Origin of the sequence: [Mycobacterium] fortunisiensis, from assembly GCF_019050325.1 — a bacterium.
GTDB lineage: Bacteria > Actinomycetota > Actinomycetes > Mycobacteriales > Mycobacteriaceae > Mycobacterium > Mycobacterium fortunisiensis.
In genome coordinates, this window is sequence record NZ_VOMB01000023.1 from 129,423 (window position 1) to 152,471 (window position 23,049).

General features: G+C 68.0%; 26 protein-coding genes. 15 read left to right on the plus strand and 11 right to left on the minus strand.

Annotation, left to right across the window (positions count from 1 at the left end; genetic code table 11):
* Positions 1-539 precede the first annotated feature (539 nt).
* On the plus strand, positions 540-1,217 hold the full coding sequence (locus FR943_RS20870) for a hypothetical protein (RefSeq protein ID WP_217160173.1): 678 nt from the start codon (positions 540-542) through the stop codon (positions 1,215-1,217).
* A gap of 41 nt (positions 1,218-1,258) precedes the next feature.
* Positions 1,259-2,347 carry an Rv1157c family protein gene (locus tag FR943_RS20875; RefSeq protein WP_217160174.1) on the plus strand — a complete coding sequence of 363 codons (1,089 nt, stop codon included), beginning with the start codon at positions 1,259-1,261 and terminating at the stop codon, positions 2,345-2,347.
* 110 nt (positions 2,348-2,457) lie between these two features.
* On the opposite strand, the gene FR943_RS20880 is transcribed toward FR943_RS20875, so the two are convergent.
* Positions 2,458-2,607, minus strand: coding sequence for a DUF1059 domain-containing protein (locus FR943_RS20880; protein ID WP_003882209.1), 150 nt, complete (start codon positions 2,605-2,607; stop codon positions 2,458-2,460).
* Positions 2,608-2,652: 45 nt separating this feature from the next.
* Between FR943_RS20880 and FR943_RS20885 the strand changes: the two genes are divergently transcribed.
* Positions 2,653-3,306, plus strand: a complete 654-nt coding sequence (locus FR943_RS20885) for a nitroreductase family protein (RefSeq protein WP_217160175.1) — start codon at positions 2,653-2,655, stop codon at positions 3,304-3,306.
* Between the two features lie 12 nt (positions 3,307-3,318).
* Here the strand turns inward: FR943_RS20885 and FR943_RS20890 are convergent, their stop codons facing one another.
* Positions 3,319-3,897, minus strand: a complete 579-nt coding sequence (locus tag FR943_RS20890; protein ID WP_217160176.1) for an HhH-GPD-type base excision DNA repair protein — start codon at positions 3,895-3,897, stop codon at positions 3,319-3,321.
* A gap of 106 nt (positions 3,898-4,003) precedes the next feature.
* On the opposite strand from FR943_RS20890, the gene FR943_RS20895 reads away from it, so the two are divergent.
* The 5 genes from FR943_RS20895 (at position 4,004) to FR943_RS20915 (ending at position 9,062) form a co-directional block, all read left to right on the plus strand.
* Entirely contained in the window at positions 4,004-4,300 is a 297-nt protein-coding gene (locus FR943_RS20895; RefSeq protein ID WP_217160177.1) for a DUF732 domain-containing protein, read from the plus strand.
* 112 nt (positions 4,301-4,412) lie between these two features.
* A complete protein-coding gene (locus FR943_RS20900; RefSeq protein ID WP_217160178.1) occupies positions 4,413-4,790 on the plus strand; it encodes a DUF485 domain-containing protein in 378 nt (125 codons plus the stop codon).
* On the plus strand, positions 4,787-6,418 hold the full coding sequence (locus FR943_RS20905; protein WP_217160179.1) for a monocarboxylic acid transporter: 1,632 nt from the start codon (positions 4,787-4,789) through the stop codon (positions 6,416-6,418). Before FR943_RS20900 ends, FR943_RS20905 begins: the two co-directional genes overlap by 4 nt.
* A gap of 119 nt (positions 6,419-6,537) precedes the next feature.
* Complete coding sequence (locus FR943_RS20910; RefSeq protein ID WP_217160423.1) at positions 6,538-7,701, plus strand: MFS transporter; 1,164 nt, start codon at positions 6,538-6,540, stop codon at positions 7,699-7,701.
* 35 nt (positions 7,702-7,736) lie between these two features.
* A complete protein-coding gene (locus FR943_RS20915; protein ID WP_217160180.1) occupies positions 7,737-9,062 on the plus strand; it encodes an acyltransferase family protein in 1,326 nt (441 codons plus the stop codon).
* Positions 9,063-9,090: 28 nt separating this feature from the next.
* Here FR943_RS20915 and FR943_RS20920 read toward each other — a convergent pair whose 3' ends face one another.
* Both FR943_RS20920 and FR943_RS20925 read right to left on the minus strand, forming a co-directional pair.
* On the minus strand, positions 9,091-9,261 hold the full coding sequence (locus FR943_RS20920) for a DUF5302 domain-containing protein (RefSeq protein WP_217160181.1): 171 nt from the start codon (positions 9,259-9,261) through the stop codon (positions 9,091-9,093).
* 41 nt (positions 9,262-9,302) lie between these two features.
* Entirely contained in the window at positions 9,303-9,746 is a 444-nt protein-coding gene (locus tag FR943_RS20925) for a PPOX class F420-dependent oxidoreductase (protein WP_217160182.1), read from the minus strand.
* A gap of 31 nt (positions 9,747-9,777) precedes the next feature.
* Here FR943_RS20925 and FR943_RS20930 point away from each other — a divergent pair, with 31 nt between their 5' ends.
* From FR943_RS20930 to FR943_RS20945, 4 genes are read left to right on the plus strand one after another with little or no spacing between them, the layout of a single operon-like run.
* The gene (locus FR943_RS20930) at positions 9,778-10,608 is read left to right on the plus strand and encodes a class I SAM-dependent methyltransferase (protein WP_217160183.1); all 831 of its coding nucleotides are present in this window, start codon (positions 9,778-9,780) and stop codon (positions 10,606-10,608) included.
* A 20-nt stretch (positions 10,609-10,628) separates the two neighbouring features.
* Positions 10,629-11,603, plus strand: a complete 975-nt coding sequence (locus FR943_RS20935; RefSeq protein ID WP_217160184.1) for an alpha/beta hydrolase family protein — start codon at positions 10,629-10,631, stop codon at positions 11,601-11,603.
* A complete protein-coding gene (locus FR943_RS20940) occupies positions 11,600-12,115 on the plus strand; it encodes a DUF1697 domain-containing protein (RefSeq protein WP_217160185.1) in 516 nt (171 codons plus the stop codon). Before FR943_RS20935 ends, FR943_RS20940 begins: the two co-directional genes overlap by 4 nt.
* Before the next feature lie 34 nt (positions 12,116-12,149).
* Complete coding sequence (locus tag FR943_RS20945) at positions 12,150-12,977, plus strand: class I SAM-dependent methyltransferase (protein WP_217160186.1); 828 nt, start codon at positions 12,150-12,152, stop codon at positions 12,975-12,977.
* Here FR943_RS20945 and FR943_RS20950 read toward each other — a convergent pair.
* On the minus strand, positions 12,898-14,472 hold the full coding sequence (locus FR943_RS20950) for a flavin-containing monooxygenase (protein WP_217160187.1): 1,575 nt from the start codon (positions 14,470-14,472) through the stop codon (positions 12,898-12,900). The two genes, FR943_RS20945 and FR943_RS20950, sit on opposite strands and share 80 nt — an antisense overlap.
* A gap of 100 nt (positions 14,473-14,572) precedes the next feature.
* Here FR943_RS20950 and FR943_RS20955 point away from each other — a divergent pair, with 100 nt between their 5' ends.
* Entirely contained in the window at positions 14,573-15,823 is a 1,251-nt protein-coding gene (locus FR943_RS20955; RefSeq protein ID WP_217160188.1) for an Rv1453 family transcriptional regulator, read from the plus strand.
* Here FR943_RS20955 and FR943_RS20960 read toward each other — a convergent pair.
* Positions 15,799-16,164 (minus strand): Rv1152 family transcriptional regulator, encoded by a 366-nt coding sequence (locus FR943_RS20960; RefSeq protein WP_217160424.1) that lies wholly within the window; start codon positions 16,162-16,164, stop codon positions 15,799-15,801. The two genes, FR943_RS20955 and FR943_RS20960, sit on opposite strands and share 25 nt — an antisense overlap.
* 36 nt (positions 16,165-16,200) lie before the next feature.
* Between FR943_RS20960 and FR943_RS20965 the strand changes: the two genes are divergently transcribed.
* Positions 16,201-16,914 carry an NAD-dependent deacylase gene (locus FR943_RS20965; protein WP_217160189.1) on the plus strand — a complete coding sequence of 238 codons (714 nt, stop codon included), beginning with the start codon at positions 16,201-16,203 and terminating at the stop codon, positions 16,912-16,914.
* Here FR943_RS20965 and FR943_RS20970 read toward each other — a convergent pair.
* Genes FR943_RS20970 through FR943_RS20980 form a run of 3 tightly spaced genes read right to left on the minus strand, consistent with a single transcriptional unit; the run spans position 16,911 to position 20,570 of the window.
* On the minus strand, positions 16,911-17,546 hold the full coding sequence (locus tag FR943_RS20970; RefSeq protein WP_217160190.1) for a class I SAM-dependent methyltransferase: 636 nt from the start codon (positions 17,544-17,546) through the stop codon (positions 16,911-16,913). The genes FR943_RS20965 and FR943_RS20970 overlap by 4 nt on opposite strands.
* Positions 17,543-18,253, minus strand: coding sequence for a TetR/AcrR family transcriptional regulator (locus tag FR943_RS20975; protein WP_217160191.1), 711 nt, complete (start codon positions 18,251-18,253; stop codon positions 17,543-17,545). Before FR943_RS20975 ends, FR943_RS20970 begins: the two co-directional genes overlap by 4 nt.
* Before the next feature lies 1 nt (position 18,254).
* Positions 18,255-20,570: an MMPL family transporter gene (locus tag FR943_RS20980; protein ID WP_217160192.1), complete on the minus strand. Its 2,316-nt coding sequence runs from the start codon at positions 20,568-20,570 to the stop codon at positions 18,255-18,257.
* A gap of 351 nt (positions 20,571-20,921) precedes the next feature.
* Here FR943_RS20980 and FR943_RS26700 point away from each other — a divergent pair, with 351 nt between their 5' ends.
* Positions 20,922-21,053, plus strand: coding sequence for a hypothetical protein (locus tag FR943_RS26700; RefSeq protein ID WP_275957481.1), 132 nt, complete (start codon positions 20,922-20,924; stop codon positions 21,051-21,053).
* A 68-nt stretch (positions 21,054-21,121) separates the two neighbouring features.
* On the opposite strand, the gene FR943_RS20985 is transcribed toward FR943_RS26700, so the two are convergent.
* Positions 21,122-22,135, minus strand: a complete 1,014-nt coding sequence (locus tag FR943_RS20985; protein ID WP_217160193.1) for an NAD(P)H-dependent flavin oxidoreductase — start codon at positions 22,133-22,135, stop codon at positions 21,122-21,124.
* Between the two features lie 110 nt (positions 22,136-22,245).
* Positions 22,246-23,007 (minus strand): 3-hydroxyacyl-CoA dehydrogenase, encoded by a 762-nt coding sequence (locus tag FR943_RS20990; protein ID WP_217160194.1) that lies wholly within the window; start codon positions 23,005-23,007, stop codon positions 22,246-22,248.
* Between the last annotated feature and the right edge of the window lie 42 nt (positions 23,008-23,049).

Genomic DNA, 23,049 nt, shown 5'->3' on the forward strand with positions numbered 1-23,049 from the left:
GTTCGGTGTTAACGGTCACGACTTTAGCGACCCGCCCGCGGCCGACCGTCGCCCGGCGTTTGTCCAGGCGTGCCGGTCTGTCACGCCAGCGCAGCTCTCGCCGTCGAGCGTCATGCCAGCGCAGCAGGGCACAATCGGCGGCCCACGGTCTGTCCGGCGTGCCGGTCTGTCACGCCAGCGCAGCACTCGCCGTCGAGCGTCACGCCAGCGCAGCACGGCACAATCGGCGGCCCACGGTCTGTCACGCCAGCGTGACGCTCGGGGTCGGGCGTCGCGCTGGCGTGACAGTGGGGAGTGCAGGGAGTGCCGGGAGTGCCAGTCGGGCGTGGCAACAGCGGCCCCTGACGCGTGAGCCGGACGCGTGACGCTGGAGTGGCCCGACGCGAAACGCGGCCATCGCATCACGCCCCAGCCACTGCGCGATAACGAATTCGACCGGTGCAGTAACGGTTGAATAACCGCCACACGTGTCCCTTGAGTCACACCAGTAACTCGATAGTTTCGGGCTCAGACGTTCCAAGCAACCGATTGGGAGAACCATGATCTTCACCTGGAAAGCACTTTCCACCAGCATGATCGCGGCCGCCGGCGCAGTCCCGGTCGCGTTGGCGCTGAGCGCCGCAGCGCATGCCGAGCCCGTCGCCCCGGCGCCGGCAGTCCCCGGTGCGCCGGGCCTGCCGATCGTCAACCAACTCGCCGGCGTGCCGGCCGCCGCGCCGCAGCTGCTGCAGGGTGTGAGCTCGGCGTTGAGCGGTACCCCCGCCGCGGCACCCGCGCCGGTTCCGTCGGCCACCGCGTCGGTGACGCTGCCGCAGTCGCCCACCGCCGTGACACCGGCAGCGGCCAACGCTCCGCTCGGATCACTGATGCCGGGCTTGCCCACCGCACCGGCCGCCACCCCGTCCATCCCGGCGGCGACGCCCCCGGCTGCGACCGCTCCGGCCACCGGCCCGGCGTCGCTGATCCCCTCGGCCGAGGTGACGATCCCGCAGGTGCCCGGCATGCCGTTCCCGCTGCCCCAGCAGGTGAACATCCCCGGTGATCTCGCCTCGCTGGCCCCGGTCGCGGCTCAGACGGTTCTGCCGGCCGGGTTGCCCGCGACAGCGGCTCCGGCAGCGGCCGCTCCGGCAGTTGCCGCCCCCGCCGCGGCGGCTCCGGCAGCGCTCAACCCCGAGGTCGCGGCCCTGGCTCCCCTGCTGACCGCCGGCCTGCCCTGATCCCCGAACCGGTCTGACCGCCAGAAACGATTGGGAAAGCCATGTCACCGAGAAAGTTGTTCGCGAGCGCCGTCGCCGTCGGCTCGTCAGTTGCGCTGTTCTTCGGCTCCGGGGTAGCCAATGCCGACCCGGCGCCGTTGCCGATCGACAGCACGCAGGCGCCGGGCTTGTCAGCGGTGGAAGGCCTGAGCCCGATCATCCAACAGGCCGCGGCCGACCCGGGGGGCGCCGTACAGCTGTTGATGGCGGCCGCCCAGGCGTTCGCTGCCAACAAGTCGGAATCGGCGGACTCCCGCAACGTCGCGACGGCGGTCAACCACTTCGTGTCACAGCCTGTTGCCGCACCTGAGCACGTTCCGGCGCTGGGTGCGGGCCGTGACGCGCACCTGCCGACGGGTGTCGACCCGGCCCATGCGGCCGGGCCGGCCCCCGCGGCGGCACCGGCTCCGGTCCCCGAGGCACCGGCACCTGCGCCCGAGGCAGCACCCGCTCCGGCTGCCGCACCCGAGGCAGCACCAGCGGCCGCACCCGCGCCTGCCCCTGAGGCGCCCGCGCCCGCACCGGAAGCCGCCCCGCCGGCTCCCACCGCCGTTCCGGCGGCCGTCACCGTCCCGGCCCCCGAGGCAGCGCCGGCACCCGCGCCGGCCCCTGAGGCTGCTCCCGCACCGGCTCCCGCCCCGGCACCGGAAGCCGCGGCAGGGGCACCGGGTTTCGGCCCTGACGCGCCGACGACGCAGGACTTCATGTACCCGTCGATCAGCAACGGCTGCCTCAAGGACGGCGGAAACGTTCTGGCGACAGCGATCTCGGTGGCCGGCCCGGCCACGATCCCGCTGCCCGGCCCCGGCCCCGGCCAGACCGCCTATGTGTTCACCGCGATCGGGACCCCGGGCCCGGCGGCCGAACAAAAGCTTCCGCTCAACGCCACCTGGGTGAACCTGACCACCGGCAAGTCCGGCAGCGTGACACTGCAGCCGCGCTCGGACATCAACCCCGAAGGTCCGACCACGCTGACCGCGATCGCCGACACCGGATCGGGCAGCATCATGACGACGATCTTCGGCCAGGTCACCACGACCGAGAAGCAGTGCCAGTTCATGCCCACCATCGGATCCACGGTGGTGCCCTGACCACACCATATGAATGGGGAAATGAAATTCCCGGTCGCCGGCCTCATGGCCGGCGACCGGGAATTTTGTTTGGGGCTGTGCAGTGCGTGTGGGGCCTGTCCGGCCGGGACCTAGTAGGCCATGAACAAAATCATCTCCCGGTCGTACTCACGTCCGGGGTGCTGTTGGGCCAGATGCGCCTGGGCCTTCTCGACCAGGTCGTCTTCGTCGGTACCGCTGATCGCTTCGCCGCATGGGCAATTCAAGTGTGTCTTCGCCATATATTCACCATTGCATAGGTCGTCTGCCGACAAAAGGATCTGGTCATGGACTTGTACGACGTCATGCGCACCACCAGTGCCGCCCGCCAGTTCACCGAGGACCCGCTGCCCGATGACGTGCTGGAACGGATACTCGACAACGCCCGGTTCGCGCCCAGTGGCGGCAATCGCCAGGGCACCCGGGTGATCGTGATCCGCGACCGGGCCACCCGGGAGTCACTCGCGGATCTGAGCGTCACCGGCGCCCGCCGCTATATCGCCCAGCAGCGCGCCGGCGAGAACCCGTGGAACCCGGTGCACCCGATGGGTGTCTCAGCCGAAGACGTTGCTGCCGTGCAGGTTCCGCGAGCCACGCAGCTGCTCGACGCCGCGGTGGTGCTCGTGGTGTGTGTCGACCTCGGTGTCGTCGCGGCATTCGACCAGGATCTGGACCGCGTCGGTGTGATCGCCGGCGCGTCGGTGTACCCGTTCGTGTGGAACATCTTGCTGGCCGCGCGCAACGAGGGCTATGGCGGCGTGCTCACCACCATGACCGTGGCCGAAGAGCCCGCGGTCAAGACACTTCTGGCGATCCCCGAGCAGTACGCAGTGGCGGCGGTGCTGCCGCTGGGCAAGCCGGTACGTCAACTCAAAAAACTCAGGCGCAAATCGGTGGCCGAGATCGCCAGCCGTGAGCGGTTCGACGGGCCGGCGTTCTGACCTGCCGACGGTTCAGGCCTTGGCGGCTTTCGCCTTGGCCTTCATGGCCTTCTTGTACGTGCGCACCTTCTGCAGCGACCCGGCATCCACCACGTCGGCCACCGACATGAAACTGCCTGCGGTGCCGTAATCGCCCGCAGCCTCGCGCCAGCCCGCCGGGGTCACGCCGTACTGCTTGCCCAACAGCGCCAGGAAGATCCGGGCCTTCTGGTCACCGAATCCGGGCAGCCGCTTGAGCCGGCGCAGCACCTCTTTGCCGTCGGGATCGCCGCCGGTCCACAGTGACGTCACATCGCCGTCGTAGTCGTCGACGATGGCACGGGCCAGGTCCTGCACCCGCTTGGCCATCGATCCCGGAAACCGGTGGATGGCAGGGGTTTGCGAACACAGTTCCACGAATTCGTCGGGGTTGTGGTCGGCGATCTGCTGGGCATCGACGTCACCGAGCCGGTCGGCGATCTTCTTGGGCCCGGCGAAGGCGACCTCCATGGGAATCTGTTGATCGAGCATCATGCCCACCAACAGCGCGAAGGGGTTGGCCTCCAGCAGGGCGTCGGCCTCCGGATCTTGGACCAGCTGCAGTTTTCCCACGTCGCCAGTGTAGGACTACACCTGTCGGTAGGTTTTTGACGCCCGTGTCGGTGCCGTGTGCAAACGTATACGTCATCACCAGTGGATATGGCCTTAGGAGAAGGACATGAGACGTGTGGTTCTACCTGTCGTTGCCGCGGTGATCACCGCTATCGCCTTGGCCGGCACCGCCAATGCGATACCCGATCAGGGCACGCCGGCGTTCGACGAGTACATGCAGGGCCTGGACCGCAACGGATTCCACCTGAATCCCGACACCGCGTGGCGCGTCGCGCATCAGGCATGCGTCGGCGGCATACCCGGTTACATCGGCCTGGAACTGGCGGCGCAAGGGGTCATCGGCCCTGGATCCCAAGATCGGGTGTACGAGGTGGCCAGAAAGTACGCCTGCCCGGTGCAATAGGCGAACATCGGCGATTTTCGGCGCAGCTGTGCCGATATCGCATCCATCCGGCCCAGATCTCACATAGGTTCAGTCGCCAGGTCCTTCACAGCCAACTGTCAGGAGTCCTCGGGTGACCGACACCGACCTTCCCGAACGGGTTGCCCCTACCGGGGAGCAGTTCCTCGCCGCGCAGGCCTCCCCTGAGTTTCAGGAACTGCGTACCCGCTTGCGCCGCTTCGTCTTTCCCATGACCGCGTTCTTTCTGGTGTGGTACGGGCTCTACGTCGCCCTGGGCGCATTTGCCCACGATTTCATGGCGATCCCAGTGTTCGGCAATGTCAACGTGGGCCTGCTGATCGGGCTGGGCCAGTTCGTCTCCACGTTCGTGATCACCGGTCTGTACGTGCGCTTCGCCAACCGGGAACTCGACCCGCGCGCCGCCGCCATCCGCGACGAGTTGGAGGACGCCGGGCCGGCGCGCGCAACGCCGGAGGGCAGCGCCGGATGACGATCACGACCCTGGCCGCCGACACCGTCGGCAACCCCGTCGCCAACATCGGCATCTTCAGCCTCTTCGTCGTCGTCACGATGGTCGTGGTGATCAGGGCCAGCAAGCGCAACGCCACCGCCGATGAGTTCTTCACCGGCGGGCGCGGGTTCTCCGGCCCGCAGAACGGGATCGCCATCTCCGGCGATTACCTGTCGGCAGCCAGCTTCCTCGGCATCGCCGGGGCCATCGCGGTCTACGGCTACGACGGCTTCCTCTACTCGATCGGCTTCCTGGTGGCCTGGCTGGTGGCACTGCTGCTGGTGGCCGAATTGTTGCGCAACACCGGCAAATTCACCATGGCCGATGTGCTGAGCTTCCGGCTCAGGCAGCGCCCGGTGCGGCTGGCCGCGGCGATCTCGACGCTGACGGTCTCGCTGTTCTACCTGCTGGCCCAGATGGCCGGCGCCGGTGGGCTGGTCGCCCTGTTGCTCGACGTCAACAGCCGCGCCGGGCAGTCGATCGTGATCGGCGTCGTGGGCATCCTGATGATCGTCTACGTTCTGGTCGGCGGTATGAAGGGCACCACCTGGGTGCAGATCATCAAAGCCGTACTGCTGATCGCCGGTGCCGGACTGATGACGGTAATGGTGCTGGGCAAATTCGGACTGAATTTGTCCGAGATCCTCGGCGCGGCGCAATCGGCGATCTCGGGCTCCACCACCACGGGTGTCGCGAGCCGTGACGTGCTGGCACCGGGCGCACAGTACGGCGGATCACTGACCTCGCAGATCAACTTCATCTCGCTGGCGCTGGCACTGGTGCTCGGCACCGCGGGCCTGCCGCACGTGCTGATGCGGTTCTACACCGTGCCGACCGCGAAAGAGGCTCGGCGGTCGGTGGTCTGGGCGATCGCGCTGATCGGCGCCTTCTACCTGTTCACCCTGGTGCTGGGCTACGGGGCGGCCGCCCTGGTCGGCCCGGACCGCATCCTCGGCGCGGCCGGCGGGGTGAACTCCGCGGCCCCGCTGCTGGCCTTCGAACTCGGCGGGGTGATCCTGCTCGGGGTCATCTCGGCGGTGGCGTTCGCGACGATCCTGGCGGTGGTGGCCGGGCTGACCATCACAGCGTCGGCGTCGTTCGCCCACGACATCTATGCCAGCGTGATGAAGGGCCATCACGTCACCGAGGACGAGCAGGTGCGGGTTTCCCGGATCACTGCGGTGGTGCTCGGGGTGTTCGCGATCGGCTTGGGCGTGCTGGCCAATGGCCAGAACGTGGCGTTCCTGGTGGCGCTGGCGTTCGCGGTGGCGGCCGCGGCCAACCTGCCGACGATCGTGTACTCGCTGTACTGGAAGCGGTTCAACACCCGCGGCGCACTGTGGAGCATGTACGGCGGGCTGATCTCGACCATCGTGCTGATCGTGTTCTCCCCCGCGGTGTCCGGTTCCAAAACGGCGATGATCCCCGGCGCCGATTTCGACTTCTTCCCGCTGGCCAACCCGGGCATCGTGTCGATTCCGCTGGCGTTCGCGCTCGGTATCGTCGGCACGCTCACCTCCACCGACACCGGGCACCCGCAGCTCAATGCCGAGATGGAGGTGCGCTCGCTGACCGGGGTGGGTGCCGAGAAAGCGGTCGCGCACTAGGACCACAACCCGCCGAAATGGCATTCCGGCAGTGAAAATGCGAGTAGTGACCTGCCGGAATGCCATTTCGGCGGAATAACTGAGCGACGCGGCTACCATTCAGCGTGCGCCGCTACTCGATGGCTCTGCTCGCCTATGCCTTCGCCGCGATCATGGTCGGCACCACCCTGCCCACCCCGATGTACGCGCTCTATGCCGAGCACATGCACTTCGCCGTCCTGACCACCACCGTCATCTACGCGACCTACGCCGGCGGCGTGCTCGCCGCGCTGCTGGGCCTCGGCCGCTGGTCGGACGCCGTCGGCCGGCGGCCCATGCTGCTGGCCGGCGTGGCGTTCGCCGTGGCCAGCGCGCTGGTGTTCCTGTTCGCCGATTCGGTGCCGGTGCTGCTGGTCGGACGGGTGCTCTCGGGCCTGTCGGCCGGCATCTTCACCGGGACCGCGACCGCGGCCGTCATCGAGGCGGCGCCGTCGGCCTGGAAAACCAGGGCCGCGGCGGTGGCGACGGTGGCCAACATCGGCGGTCTGGGCGCGGGCCCGCTCCTGGCCGGGCTGCTGGTGCAGTACGCACCGCACCCACTGCAGCTGCCGTTCCTGGTCCACATCGTGCTGGCCCTGGTGGCGGGTATCGCGGTGCTCGCCGTTCCGGAGACCTCGGCGCGCACCGGCCGGATCGGCTTGCAGCGGCTTGCGGTCCCACCGGAGGTCCGATCGGTGTTCGTCATCGCAGCGCTGGCGGCGTTCGCCGGGTTCGCGGTCACGGGGATGTACACCGCGGTCGCCCCGTCGTTTCTGTCCACGGTCATCGGTATCGACAATCATGCGGTGGCCGGCGCGATCGCCTGCTCGATCTTCGCGGCCTCGGCACTGACTCAGGTCGCAGCGAACCGAATCCCACCTGGGCGTGCCGTCGCGATCGGCTGCGCCATCCTCATCGTAGGCATGACGATTCTGACTGCGGCGCTGTATTTTTCGTCGCTCGGCGCGCTGATCGCGGCGGCCGTGGTGTCGGGCATCGGCCAGGGCATGAGTTTCAGTCGAGGGCTGGCCGCGGTCGCCGAGCGGGCCCCGGCTCAGCGCCGCGCCGAAGTCAGTTCCAGCTATTTCGTCGTCGCCTACGTCGCCATCTCGCTACCGGTGATCGGTGAGGGCCTGGCCGCGCGGCTGTGGGGGCTGCGCACGGCGGGCGTGGCCTTCGCGATCGGTGTCGCGGCGCTGGCCGCGGTCTGCCTGGTGGCCATCCTGGTGCAGGAGAGCCGGGAGAAGTTGAGTGCTTCTACCTAGGGACTACGCAACCGCGGGGCCATAGCGTTCTAGCCATGACCGTTGCTGCTGACACAGCTGCCAAGAAGGCCCCCGCGAAAGCCAGGCTGTTCCCCTCGCCCGCCGAGGTCGAGGCGCAGACCCCGCCCGACCGGGACCGCGCCATCGACGTCATCCGGATCGTGTCCCTGGTCGGTGTGGTGTTCGGCCACACGATCATGGCGACCAGCACGATCCGTGACGACGTGTTCATCTGGAGCAACCTGCTCACCGCGTCCGTCGTGTTCCAGGCGCTGACCTGGGTGTTCCAGATCATGCCGTTGTTCTTCTTCGCCGGCGTGGCCGCTTCGGTGCAGTCTTGGCGGCCCGGCTCATCGTGGGGCGGGTGGCTGCTGAAGCGCTGCACCCGGCTGTACCGGCCGGTGTTCTACTACCTGGCCTTCTGGACCGCGGCGCTGGCGGTGCTGCGGTTCGTGCTGCCCGAGCACGTCTACGAGCCGGTCGCCGGGATCTCGATCCAGCTGCTGTGGTTCCTGGGCGCCTATGTGCTGGTGCTGGCGGCGGTGCCGCTGCTGGCCCGCATCACGACGACGGCGCAGCTGGCCGGCGCGGTCATCGGCACCTATGCGGTCATCGCGGCGGTCGACGCCATCCGGATCAACGTCGAGGGTTACGCCACGCTGGGCTACCTCAACACCGTGGTGTGGTTGATCCCCGGAGTGTTCGGTGTGGCCTACCGCCGCCACCTGCTGTCCAGCGGCGCCGCACTCAAGATCGGGATCGGCATGCTGGGTGTCAACCTGGCCCTGCTCTACTTCGGCCCCTACGAGCTGAGCCTGGTCGGCATCGAGACCCAGCAGCTCAAGAACATGACGCCGCCGTCACTGCTGCTGGCCGGGCACGCAATCATGATGTGCGCGTTCGCGATTGCCGCCGCCCCCGCCATCAACCGGTGGGCTCGGCGGCCGCGGGTGTGGTGGCTGACCGCGATCGGCAACTCCGGTGCGATGACGCTGTACCTGTGGCACATGCCGCTGCTGCTGGGCCTGCACCTGGTGTTCGACTACCTGGGCCTGGACCGCATCGACCCGTCCACACCCGGCTTCATCTCCCTGTCGATCCTGCAGCTGGTGCTGATGGCCGGCCTGGTCGCGGCGGCGTTCGTGGCGCTGCGGCCGCTGGAGAACAACCCGCTGCCGCTGTGGGACGGCGGCGCGGTGTCCGGCACCGGGGCCCGCAGCGCGACGGTGGGCGCGCTGCTCTGCACCGCCGGGGCGGCGACGCTGGCCTCGGTGGCCTGGGGCCTGAAGGATCAGGGCGTGTACTGCGTGACGGTCATGGTGGTGGCGCTGGTCGCGGCCCGCGCGCTGGCCGACAAATAGTCAAGACAGATAGACAAGTGGCCAGGGACTACCCGCTCTTGCGCCGGAACTCGCGCCGGTTCTCCACCGGGCCGTGGGCTCGTGGTTGGTTGCGGCCGCCGTCCTTGTGGGCGGCGCCTCCCGACGACTGCGTCTTCTTGCGCTCCAGGGCCTCCCGGAATTTGCGCTTGTTGTCGTCTTCCGGTGTGTCGTCAGCCATACGCCGCAGCGTAGCCGCCGACGACGCCGTCGTCATGCGCTTTAGCGTCGGCCCGGCGGCATGCCGTACACATGCGTGATCGGCAACGTGAGCAACACCCGGCGGTCGTCGACCATGGCGCGCCGGTAATCGTCCCAGTCCGGGTGTTCCCCGGCGATGTTGCGGTACAAGGCAATAAGCCCCTCGACCGTGTCGTCGTCCGGTGCGGCCGCCGGCGGGGTCAGGATGGCATCCCCCTCGGCGACCGCATAGGCCCAGCCGTCGTCGGAGCTGACGTGTATCGACGCCCGCGGATCGCGTCGCAGGTTGCGGGTTTTGGCGCGCGGCTCGGTGATCGAGACCTGGATCTGCACCGCGCGCGGGTCGAAGTGGTACGACACGTTCGACAGCTGCGGACGGCCGTCCTGTTTGATCGTGGCGAGCACCCCCAGCGAGTTGCCGCCGATCAAGGCCAAAAGCTTATCGTCGAAAACCTGACGCCCCATGTGACGAGCGTACGTCTTTACTATCGGTTCGATGAGTGTGATTGACGGCAACAGCCTCGAAGGCGTCTCGACCACCACGCTGTGGACGCTGAACAATCGCGGCACCGAGGCCAAGCGGTCCGATGGCGTGATCCGCGACCCCTGGGCGGTGGCCCTTCTCGACGCGATCGATTTCGACTACGCCAAGTTCGGCGGGCCCAATCAATCGCATGCGCTGCGTGCGGTCGCCTTCGACCTTGAGACCCGCGACTATCTGAGCACGCATCCCAAGGCCGCCGTGGTGGCCCTGGCCGAAGGGCTGCAGACCAGTTTCTGGCGCCTGGAGTCGGCCGGGGTGGCCGATGAATTGACCTGGTATTCAGTCGATCTGCCGCCGGTGGTGGCGATCCGGGAGAAGCTGCTGCCGGCCGATGACCGGATCGTGCCGCTCGCCCAATCCGCACTGGACCGCAGTTGGATGGATCGGGTCGACGCACGCGACGGTGCGTTCATCACCGCCGAGGGGTTGTTGATGTACCTGGACCCCGAGGACGTGCGCAGCCTGATCGCCGACTGTGCGGCACGGTTTCCCGGCGCCCGGATGATGTTCGACTCGATCCCGCCGTGGGTGAGCCGACGCACCCTCAAGGGCTGGCGGCTGTCCGATCGCTACACCGCGCCGCCGATGCCGTTCGCCATGACCGCCGACGACGGGCTGGCCATGGCGGGTACCGGACCCGGCGCCATCGCCGGGGTGCGCTCGGCCCGGGATGTGCCGATGCCACCGGGGCGCGGCCTGTTCAAGCTGGCCGCGCAGCCCTGGCTCGACCGCATCGGCGCCCTGCACCGCAACCGGCCGTCGGTCACCGTGCTCGATTTCTGACGGGCGCCGGCGGAACCGAGATGGCACTGTTGAACCGGCGCCTGCTGACGGTGCTCGCGACGATCCTGATCGGCGTGCTCGCCCCCGCCTGCACGCCGGAGTCGCGACCTGCCGAAATCGCGGTGGTGCCCGAGGTGCTCGCGCTGTCCAGTGTGAGTGTCACCAGGTTCCACTACCTGTCCGAAGGCAGCGCAGACCGCCGGGATCCCGACCAGAACTGGGCCGATTTGTACCTGCCGTCCGGAGCTCACGCGTTCAACGCGCTCCCGCTGGTGGTGCTGATCCACGGTGGCGGGTGGAACAGCACGATGGGCGCCGGCGTGTTCGACGGATTGGCCCGCGAACTCGCCGGCCACGGCATGGCCGTCTACAACGTCGAATACCGCAGGGTCGGGTCAGGTGGTGGGTGGCCGACCACCTTCGACGACGTGGCGCACGCCATGGACTACGTCGCCCAACTGAGTCTGCGGTATCCACAGCTGGCCGTTGACGATGCCCTTGTCGTGGGCCACAGTGCGGGGGCGCAACTGGCGGTCTGGGCCAGCACCCGCCACGACCTGCGAGGCGACGAAGTCGGATCCCGGCCCCGGTTCCGGCCGACCCGGGTCATCTCACTGGCCGGGCCGCTCGACATGGTCTACGCCGCCAACCACGGTGACAAGCACATCGCCGCGGTGCTCGGCGGCCGTCCCGCAGAGGTGCCGGGCCGGTACGCCTCGGTGGACCCGATCCAGAACCTCGACCCCAGGGTGCCGGTGATCGCGGTGCACGGAACACTCGATACCGTTGTGGCACCGGATAATTCGAAGCGCTATGTGGCAGCGCTCAGGAAACGCGGCGGCCGGGCCGGCCTCGAATTGCTGCCCGGCGAGGGCCACGGCTCGATGGTGTCGACGCGCTCCCCCGCCTTCCGCCGCGTGCTGCGCCTCATCACCGTCACCGCGAACGCCGATATGGACCAGCTGCCGGAACTGATCACTAGGCTGGAGCGGTGACCCGCTACATCGCATTCTTGCGTGGCGTCAACGTCGGGGGCGTCAATCTCAAGATGGCCGAGGTGACCAAAGCGCTGGAGGCAGCCGGGTTCACCGCCGTCCGGACCATCCTGGCAAGTGGAAATGTGTTGCTGGACAGCACTTCCGATGCGGCAAAGGTCCGCACCACAGCCGAGCGGGCCCTGCGGGACACCTTCGGCTACGAAGCCTGGGTGCTGGTCTATGACCTGCCCACCCTGCACAAGATCTCCGCCGGATACCCGTTCGAGCGTGAGGTCGCCGACCACCACTCCTACGTCACGTTCGTCGGTGATGCCGACGTGCTCGACGAACTGGCCGCGCTGGCGCCGGGGCCCGCGGACCTGGTGGCACGCGGCGACGGCGTGCTCTATTGGCAGGTGCCCCGCGCCGCGACGCTGAGCAGTGCGATCGGCAAGACCATGGGCAAGAAGCGCTACAAATCCTCGATGACCACCAGGAACCTGCGGACGCTGGAGAAGGTGCTGCGCTGATCCCGGCACAGCCGACCCCGGTACATTCGTGCGGGTGTCCTCCACACCGCGTACCAAGGTCGCTCTCACCGGGGTTTCCGAGACCGCACTGCTGACCCTGCAGGTCCGTGCGCACGAGGCGCGCCGCCCCGACGGTTTGATCGACGATCCCATGGCGGTGCAGTTGGTCGACTCGATCGATTTCGATTTCGGCAAGTTCGGCTACACCCGCCGCCAGGACATGGCCCTGCGCGCCCTGTTGTTCGACCGGATGACCGCCAACTACCTGCGCGATCATCCGAAGGCCACGGTGGTGGCGCTGGCCGAGGGTTTGCAGACCAGCTTCTACCGGCTTGACGCCGCCGGCGTGGGCCATGAGTTCCGTTGGCTGACAGTTGATCTGGAGCCGATGATCGAGATCCGCAACAAGCTGCTGCCGAAGCCGGACCGGGTCACCCGGTGCGCCCAGTCGGCGCTGGACTTCAGCTGGATGGATCAGGTGCAGACCGAGGACGGTGTCTTCATCACCGCCGAGGGCCTCCTGATGTACCTGCAGCCCGACGAGGCGATGTCCCTGATCCGCGCCTGTGCGCAGCGTTTCCCGGGCGGGCAGCTGATGTTCGACCTGCCGCCGTCGTTCTTCGCCTTCCTGACCCGCCGCGGCATGCCGACCTCGACGCGCTACCGGGTGCCGCCGATGCCGTTCACTTTGTCCCCCGGGCAGCTGGCCGATCTGGCGCACACCGTCCCCGGGGTGCGTACGGTGCGCGATCTGCCGATGCCGCCGGCCCGCGGCGTGGTGCTCAACGCCCTGCTACGGGCGCAGCACCTGCCGATCTTTGATCCGGTCCGTCCGGTGATGGCACTGCTGGAGTTCGGCTGACGACGGCCTTGTCGACGGTGTCGCCGACGGCGTTGCCGAACCTCAGGTTGGGATCCACGACGGGGCCGCCGCGCAGCATCGCCGCGTCGTAGGTGTAGTTCATCGACATCGCCCACGGCCCGCTCATGCCCTGGCGCGGCAGGTCGTCCGCAGAGCGCTGCACATATCCGGCGGAGAAGTCCAGCAGCGGAAGGGTTTCCAGCCCGGGTTCGGCGACCGGCCGCACCGTGTCGTAGCCGTGGGCCTCGAGGTGGCTCAACATCCGGCAGAAGTGCTCGCACAGCAGCCCGACCTTGAGTGTCCACGACGAGTTGGTGTAGCCGAAGGCGAAGACGAAGTTGGGCACTCCGGACAGCATCATCCCCTTGTAGGCCACCGTCTCGGACAGGTTCACCGGTTCCCCGTCCACGGTGAGCGTCATGCCGCCGAACAACTGGATGTTCAATCCGGTTGCGGTGACGATGATGTCGGCGTCGAGCTGGGCTCCGGAGACCAGCCGAATGCCGGTCTCGGTGAACGTCGCGATGCGGTCGGTGACCACCGAGGCACTGCCGTCGCCGAGTACGGCGAAAAGATCGCCGTCGGGCACCGCGCACAGCCGCTGGTCCCACGGGTTGTAGCGCGGGCTGAAATGCTCGTCCACCGGGTACCCGGCGGGCAGCTTGCGGGCGTTGACCCACCGGATCAGGGCCCGGGCGGCCTTCGGATATTTCTGGCAGAACGTGTAGACACCGCGTTGTTTGAGGATGTTCTTGCGGCGGGCCAGCGCGTAGCCACGCTCGTCGCCGAGCAGTCGCCTGGCGGTGTTGGCGAAGGAATCCTTGGCCGGCACCGGCATCACGTAGGTCGGTGAGCGTTGCAGCATGGTGACGTGGGCGGCGGTGGGCGCCATCGCCGGGACCAGCGTGACGGCGGTGGCCCCGCTGCCGATCACGACCACTCGCTTACCGGCGTAGTCCAGGTCTTCGGGCCACTGCTGGGGGTGCACAATGCGGCCGGTGAACTTGTCGGCGCCGTCGAAGTGCGGGGTGTAGCCCTGGTCGTAGCGGTAGTAGCCGCCCCCACAGAACAGCCAACTCGCCGAAATCTGGATCAGCTCAGGGTCCGTTCCCGCGGCACCGGTCCGCTCGATGTCCACGGTCCAGCGCCCCGCGGCCGAGTCCCACGCCGCGCCCAGCACTTTGTGGTGAAACCGGATGTGGCGGTCGATGCGGTTCTCGGCGACGGTCTCCCGCAGGTAGGCCAGGATCTTGTCGGCCGTTGCGATGGCATGGTCGTCGCGCCACGGCTTGAACTCGTAGCCGAAGGTGTGCAGGTCGGAATCCGATCGGATCCCCGGATAGCGAAACAGGTCCCAGGTGCCACCGGTGGCCCCGCGCGCCTCCAGGATCGCGTAGCTGCGGCCGGGGTGTTCGCGCTGCAGGTAGTACGCGGCGCCGATGCCGGAGATGCCGGCCCCGACGATCAGGACGTCGACGTGTTCGGTATCACTCATGCCACGATGGTCGCCCGGCCCGGCCATCGAGCCCAAGGTCAAAACACACCAATTTTTCTGGAAACTGGTGCACTATGCACCATGCCGTTACGGTGGACCGATGACCGGGACAGCTCCGTCGCCGCGGGTGAAAGACCTGATCCGGCGGTGCGCGCAGGTGGTGGTCAATGCCCGGCCGGAATGGCTGGACGAACTCGATCACGCGGTGCTGGCCGCGAGCCCGTCGATCGCCGCCGATCCCGAACTCGCGGCCGCGGTCAGCCGCAGCAACCGGGCCAACCTGTTCTTCTGGGGCGCGGCCAACATCCGCGATCCCGGCGCGCCGGTCCCGCCGAACACCGGGCCGGAGCCGTTGACCATCGCGCGGGAGTTGGTGCGCCGCGGCATCGACGCCTTCGCGCTCGACGCCTACCGGGTGGGCGAGGGCGTGGCCTGGCGGCGGCTGTTGGAGATCGCCTTCGAAGTGAGCTCAGACCCGGCCGAGCTGCACGAGTTGCTGGACGTGTGCTCGCGGTCCATCAGTGCTTTCGTCGACGCCACCCTGGCCGGGATCGCCGCCCAGATCGACCTGGAGCGCGACGAGCTCACCCGCGGCACCCATGCCGAGCGGCGCGAGACCGTTGCGCTGCTGCTCGACGGTGCCCCGATTCCCCGGCAGCGCGCCGAAGCGCGGTTGGGCTACGCCCTCACCGGGCTGCACACCGCGGCGGTGATCTGGAGCGAGGAGCCCGACGCCGACCTGTCCGGGCTGGACCGGGCCGCCGAGGCGTTCGGCCGGGCCTGCCACGACCCGCGTCCGCTGAGTGTGGTGGCCGGCAGCGGGACGCGCTGGGTGTGGGCCGCGGGAGCTGCCGACGCCCTCGCTGCCCTGGCCGCCCCCGCCCGGGAATGGCGCGGGGTGCGGATCGCCGTCGGGCCGGCCGCCGACGGACTCGATGGTTTCCGGCGCAGTCATTTCGACGCCATCACCACCCAGCAGATGATGGCCCGGCTGCACTCGGCACAGCAGATCGGAAGGTTCGCCGACATCGAGCTGGTCGCGTTGATCACCGCCGAACCCGATCGCGCCGCCGAGTTCGTCAGCCGCCAACTCGGCGCACTAGAGTTCGCCGACGACGAATTGCTGGAAACGGTAAGGGTATTCGTCAACGAGCAGTGCAACGCCTCACGCGCTGCGGCCCGGCTGTACCTGCATCGCAACACGCTGCTGCGCCGGCTGGCCCGCGCCGACGAGCTCCTACCGCGCCCGCTCGCCGACAACAGTGTGGCGGTGGCCGTCGCACTGGACGTGTTGCGCTGGCACGGCACCCGGCCCGCAGCGCCGGATCAGTCGAACGCGGCGTCCAGATAGCGCAGCGCGTCGGCCTTGCCGATGCCCAGCGCGCGGGCGGCCTCGGCGAACGCATGCGCGGCCGCGGCCATCGCGGCATCGGCCGGATCTGCCCGCGCCACGAACGTGCCGTAGCGGCCCCGGGTCTCCAGCACTCCGGCCGATTCCAGCTCGCGGTAGGCCCTGGCGACGGTGTTCACCGCCAGCCCGACCTTTCCGGCGAGCTCCCGCACCGTGGGCAGCCGGGTGCCCGGCGACAACCGCCCCTGCCGGATGCCATCGATGATCTGAATCCTGAGCTGGTCGAACAACGGCTTCTCCGCGCTCGAATCAACCAGCACCCAATCCGCCAACTCGGCCACGTGCTCAGTATCACCCAAACCGACTAGGTTGGTGAGGTGCAAGTGACTGTCCTGTCCGGCGCCGGGATCTCGGCGGAAAGCGGTGTCCCCACGTTCCGTGACGTCGAGACCGGCCTGTGGGCGAAGGTGGACCCCTACGAGATCTCCAGTGTCGACGGCTGGCATCGGCACCCCGAGAAGGTGTGGGCCTGGTATCTGTGGCGGCATTACATGATGGCCCGGGTGGAACCCAATGCCGGGCATCAGGCCGTGGCGGCCTGGCAGGATTTCGCCGACGTGCACGTCATCACCCAGAACGTCGATGACCTGCACGAGCGCGCCGGCAGCACCAATGTCTACCACCTGCACGGCAACCTGTTCGAGTTCCGTTGCGATGCTTGCGGTTCCAGGTTCGAAGGGGACCTGCCGGCGATGCCCGAACCGGTGGAGACCATCGAACCCCCGGTGTGCCCGTGCGGCGGGCTGATCCGGCCGAGCGTGGTCTGGTTCGGCGAATCGCTGCCCGACGACGCGTGGCAACGGTCGGTGCAGGCCGTCGCGGCCGCGGACGTGGTGATCGTGGTGGGCACCAGTTCGATCGTGTATCCCGCCGCCGGCCTCCCCGAGGCCGCGCTGGCCGCGGGCACCGTCGTCATCGAGGTCAATCCCGAACGCACCCCGCTGTCCGACAGCGCGACGGTGTCGCTTCGCGAAACCGCGGGCAGTTCCCTGCCCGGCCTGCTGCAGCGGTTGCCCGCGCTGCTCGGCTAAGCGGGCCGCAGCGCACGCCCGATCGCGAACTCCGTCACCGGCAGCGGCACCCAGGCCGGCATGGCCAGTTCACGCCGGTTCTCGGCAACCTGGAATCCACTGTCGACGATGGCCTGCTCGGTGTGCCGGTGGGTGTGGCAGTTGCCGAACAACCGCGGCCAGACGGTGGCATCGGCCACGCGTTGCATCCGGGCCCGCCAACCGTTTCCGGCGACATGCTCCAGGTACCTCAGCTCCCCGCCCGGGCGCAACAGCGAAAACAGCTGGCGCAGAACCGTATCGGGCTCCTCGATGGAACACAGCACCAGCGAGCAGACCACCGCGTCGAAAGGGTCGGCGCTGCTGAACGTCTCGGCGGTGTCGCTGCTGACCGTCACCGGCACCGGGGCCTGGGTGGCGGCGCTGCGGGCCACTTCGACAAGGTGACGCTCCGGTTCGACGGCGGTCACCTGGGTCACCGTCGACGGGTAGAACGCGAAGTTCGTCCCGGTGCCGGCACCGATCTCCAGGACCCGCCCACTGAGCCCGGCGAGGTTCTCGGCCCGCAACCGGCGCAGCGCGGGCGGTTCCGAGGTCGACAGGGTCTTCCAGATTCGGGCGAAGAACGGGTTGTCCACGATTCTGTCGGTCACTGGTCCTGCCCTCCACTCACATTCTCGCCGGCGAGACCTTTGAGCCGGGCGATGGCCTCCAGCGGTTCCAGATCGGTTCCGATGATTCCCGCGACGATCTGTCCGGTGCACACCGCCCGCAGCACACGGTCGGTGAACTTCTCGACGTCGCCCCACGGCAGATACGGTTTGGAGATCAAGATGGCGGCCACCCCGTGCGCGGCGGTCCACAGCTCCAACGCCATCATCGTGGCGTCTCCGGCCGGGTAGACCCCCTCGGCGATCAGGGTCTCCACGGCCGCGCGCATGTGCTGGAACGCCGAGCTGTTGAGCGTGGTGTCGACGTCGCTGCCGGGCCTGCCCTCACCCATGGTCGCCAGCCGGTACAACTCGGGCGTGCGCCTGGCGAAGTTCACGTAGGCGTGGCCCTGGGCGCGCAGCACCTCGATGGTCTGGGCGCCGTGCTGCCGGCCGGCTCGCTGCATCTCCTCGTCGAGCTTCTCGAAGTACCGCGAACACACCGCGTCCAGCAGTGCGTCCTTGTCGGCGAAGTGCAGATAGATCGACGGCGGCGTGACCCCGACCCGCTGGGCCACCGACCGGATCGACACCGCCTTGGCATGTCCGGTTTCCAGCAGCAATTCCGTTGTGGCATCCAGGATCTGGTCACGCAGCAGCTCACCGGACCCGCGCGGGGCCCGGCGCCGCTTGCGTGGTTGGATCGCCACGTTACTGGGCGTCCGTCATCGATGCCACCTCCCGTTGCGGGCCGGCCGGCGGCGCGGGCAACTCGGCTGATTCGCTGATCCCGAACCGCTCGTGCAGCCGGGCCAGCGGCGCCGGGGCCCACCAGTTCCACTGCCCCATCAGATGCATGAACGACGGCACCAGCAGCATGCGCACCAGGGTGGCGTCGACCAGCACCGCCACGGTCAGCCCGAGGCCGAACATCCGCATGAATGCCACCTGCGCGGCGATCAGCGCGGCGAACGAGATCGACATCAGCAGTGCGGCGGCGGTCACCACGCGGCCGGTGCGGGCCAGGCCGAGGGCCACGCTCTCGTCATTGCGGACGCGAGGAGCAAGATGGCCGGAGCGTTCCCGCGGCGACATCTCGGTGTCGGCACCGGACTGCAACCAGTACTCGCGGATCCGCGACACCAGGAACACCTCGTAGTCCATCGACAGACCGAAGGCGATGCAGAACAACAACACCGGCAGATTGGCCACCAGCGTGCCCGTCGATGTGGTGCCCAGCGCGCCGAGGTGGCCGTCCTGGAAGATCCACACCAGCGCGCCGAACGCCGCCGACAGCGACAACACGTTGAGCACCAACGCTTTCAACGGGAGTACCACGCTGCCGGTGAGCAGGAACAGCAGCACGAACGTGATGGCCGCGATGATGCCCAGCACCATCGGCAGTCGGGCGGTGATCGCGTGTGAGCTGTCCCGGTTGACCTGGGCGACGCCAGTGAACTGCACTTCGGCCGGTGCGGCCACCGCGTGCAGTGCGTCGAGTTGGGCCTCCGAGGCGTCGCTGAACAGCGGCACGTGGCTGCCGACGGTCAGATACGCGCTGCCGTCGGCGATCCCGGTGCCCAAGGTCGGCGGGCCCACCCGGTTCCCGTCGACGAAGGTGCCCCCGGGCGCGGACACCGAGACCTCGCTGTCGGCGCGCGACAGATCTGCCGCGTAGCGGTTGATCTCCGCGGGACGCAGTCCGGCCACATCCGGGAGCACGACGGTGACCGCGGTCGAGGAGTCGACGGCGAAATCGGTACGCAGTTCGTCCCCGAGTTGGCGGGCCGAGGCCGACGACGGCAGCACCCGGTCGTCCGGGAAGCCCCACTTGATACCGAGGAAGGGGGCGCCCAGCATCAGCAGCAGGGCCACGATCGCGAGCCCGATCGGAATCGAACGACGCATGACACGTTTGGTCATCCGGTACCAGAAGCTCTGCTCGACGGGCGTGGGCACGGGCTCGGGCCGGCCCAGGATCCGGCGGATGAACCGCCGCACGTCATAGGAATCCAGCCGGTCCCCCAGCAGCGCGATGGCGGCCGGGGCCACCACGATGGCCGCGAGCGCCGCCAGGGCCACCACCGCGATACCGGCGTAGGCGAACGACTTGAGGAAGTACATCGGGAACAGCACCATCGCCACCATCGACAGCGCCACCGTCATCGCCGAGAACAACACGGTGCGCCCGGCGGTGGCCATGGTGCGCATCAGGGCCCGGTCGGGGTCGGCGCCGTCGGCGAGTTCGTCGCGGTAGCGACTGACGATCAACAGGGTGTAGTCGATCGCCAGGGCCAGCCCCATCGCGACGGTGAGGTTGAGCGCGAAGATCGACACGTCGGTGACCATCGTGAACCCGCGCAGCACGGCCAGCGATCCCAGGATCGCGAAGCCGCCCACTGCGAGCGGCAATGCCGCCGCGAGCAGTCCACCGAACACCCACACCAGCACCACGAAACTCAGCGGGATCGCGATGGACTCCATCATCAGCAGGTCTTTTTCGCTCTGCCCGTTGACCTGGACATAGATCATCGCCTCGCCGCCGGCCCGCACGGTCACCCCGTCGCGGTCGTGGACCAGCTGCCCGGCGAGTTCCTTGGCGTGCTTCTGCGCACCGCTCTCGCCGCCGGTGATGCCGGCCAGGATGAGCCCGGTCTTGCCGTCGCGGCTGATCAGGGCGGTCGCCGCGGGTGCGGGCACGGTCCAGGCCGAGCTGACCTCGGTGACATACGGCGAAGCCTTCAGCTGGGAGGCGATGTCGGTGCCCGCAGCCCTGGCCGCGGCACTGCCGGTGCCGTCGGCCTCGTCGGTGACACTGATGACCAGCTGCATGTCGCCGCGGGAGAACTTGTCCGCCAGCAGGGCGGTGGCCTGCGCCGATTCCGAGGTGGGGTCTTGGAATCCGCCGGCCGACAGGCTCTTGGCCACCGGGACTCCGAAGATTCCCGCGGCGACCATCACCAGCGCGGCGACGGCGAGGACCCGCCGGGGTGCGGCGATGGCCAGACGGGCGATTCTCTGCAGCACGTGAGTGTCCTTCCGGATGAGTATCGCCGTTAAGTTAACAACGGTAAGTTGGTGCGTCAACGGCTCCCCCACCGCCTCCCCCCATAAAGACGGGTCAGCGCCCCGCATCGTTCACCGTTGTCGGCCGGCTGGTCCCGGCAGCGTCTTATCGGACTCGGCCGCGACCGCCTCGCCGATTTCCACGCCTGGGCGGTGATCAGCGCGAACGCGCAGCCCTGCGGTGGAAACCGGCGACCGCCCGCCCCGACCGCGCTCGCCTACTCGCCAGAAACCTACCCAAAAGTAGGATTGCCACCATTTTCCGAACCGTGACTCAAAGATTCCTTAATGGTGACCCATACGCTCAGTGGCATGTGGATCGACGACACCAGTGCCGATGTCATCAAAGTTGACTTCGAGGCTCTCTACCACGGCGATGTCCTGGTCGAGGGTGACACCTCCGAGCAGTTCGACGACTACCAGGAACTGCCCACCGCAGTATGAGAAAACGCGCGCCTCGCGGCGCGCGTTTCCCGTCTAGATATTTGCCCGCTTCGGGCCCCAGTCCTCGCTCAGGCGAGGACTGTTTCTTTCTCCGACTCGGCCTCACCCGCGCCGATCATGTTCGCCAGGCGCCCGCCGATCAGCTGCTCGGCTTCGGCCACCATCCGCGAGACGAGTTCGCCGCAAGTGGGGATGTCATTGATCAGGCCCATCGAGGTACCGACCGACCAGATCCCCGCATCAAGGTCACCGATTTCATAGACCTTCACGCCGCGTTTGCCGGCCACCAGATCCTTGACGTCCTCGAACTGGCCGCCGTCGTTGAGAATCTGCACCACCTCACGCGAGACCGCGTTGCTCGCCACCCGGGCGGTGTTGCGCAGCGGACGGAAGATCAGCTCGGTGTCGAGCTCAGTGCCCGCCACGATGGCTTCCTTGACCTTCTGATGGATCGACGATTCCACGGTGCACATGAACCGCGAGCCCATGTTGATGCCGTCGGCACCCAGCGCCAACGCGGCCACCAGGCCACGCGCATCGGCGAAACCACCCGAGGCGATCATCGGGATCTCGATCTTCTCCGAGGCCGCCGGGATCAACACCAAACCCGGGATGTCGTCCTCACCGGGGTGACCGGCGCACTCGAACCCGTCGATGCTGATGCCGTCCACACCCAGGCTCTGCGCCTTGACCGCATGGCGCACCGAGGTGCACTTGTGCAGCACCTTGATGCCGTTGTCGTGGAACATCGGCAGATGCGGCGCCGGGTTGGAGCCCGCGGTCTCCACGATCTTCACCCCGGAGTCGACGATCACCTGGCGGTACTCGTCGTATGGCGGCGGGTTGATCGTCGGCAGGATCGTCAGGTTCACCCCGAACGGCTTGTCCGTCAGGTCGCGGGCACGGGCGATCTCATTCGCCAGATCCGCCGGCGTCGGCTGGGTGAGCGCGGTGATGAAACCCAACGCACCCGCATTCGCCACGGCCGCAACGAGTTCGGCGCGACCGACCCACTGCATGCCACCCTGCACGATGGGATGTTCGATCCCGAACGTCTCGGTGAACTTCGTCTTCAATGCCATATATGGACCTCTCTACTGTGCTTGTCTGCTCTTCGCGCAAGCGCTCATCGGTGCTTGTCTGCTCTTCGCGCAAGCGCTCATCGGTGCTTGTCTGCTCTTCGCGCAAGCGCTCATCGCGGCGCCATGCGGATGGCGCCGTCAAGACGGATCACCTCGCCGTTGAGCATCGGGTTTTCGATGATGTGCACGGCCAGGGCGCCGTACTCGTCGGGATCACCGAGGCGGGCCGGGTGCGGCACCTGCTGGCCCAGCGACTTCTGCGCCTCCTCGGGCAACGAACCCAGCAGCGGCGTCTTGAACAGCCCCGGCGCGATGGTGCACACCCGGATCAACTCCCGCGACAGATCGCGCGCGATCGGCAGGGTCATGCCGACCACACCGCCCTTGGACGCCGAGTAGGCGGCCTGGCCGATCTGCCCGTCGAACGCCGCCACCGAGGCGGTGTTGACGATGACGCCGCGCTCTTCGCCGTTGGGGCCGATCGGCTCGGTCTTGGCGATCCGCTCGGCGGCCAGCCGGATCACGTTGAACGTGCCGATCAGGTTGACCTCGACCACCTTCCGGAAGCCGTCCAGCGGGAACGCACCGTTCTTGGACAGCGTCTTGATGGCGTTGCCGATACCGGCGCAGTTGACGTTGATCCGCACCGGTCCAAGCGATTCCGCGACATCCAGCGCCTTCGAGACACCGGCCTCGTCGGTGACGTCGGTGGCCACGAACTTGGCCCGATCTCCGAGTTCGGCCACCACCTCTTCACCCTTGAGGTCGATGACGACAACCTGCGCCCCGGCGTCCAGCAGCCGCTTGGTGGTGGCCAGGCCCAGACCGGATGCGCCGCCGGTGACGACGGCTACCGCGTCTTTGATCTCCATGTACCGCATTCCTTTCCGGCCGGCACCGTGCCGACCCATGGA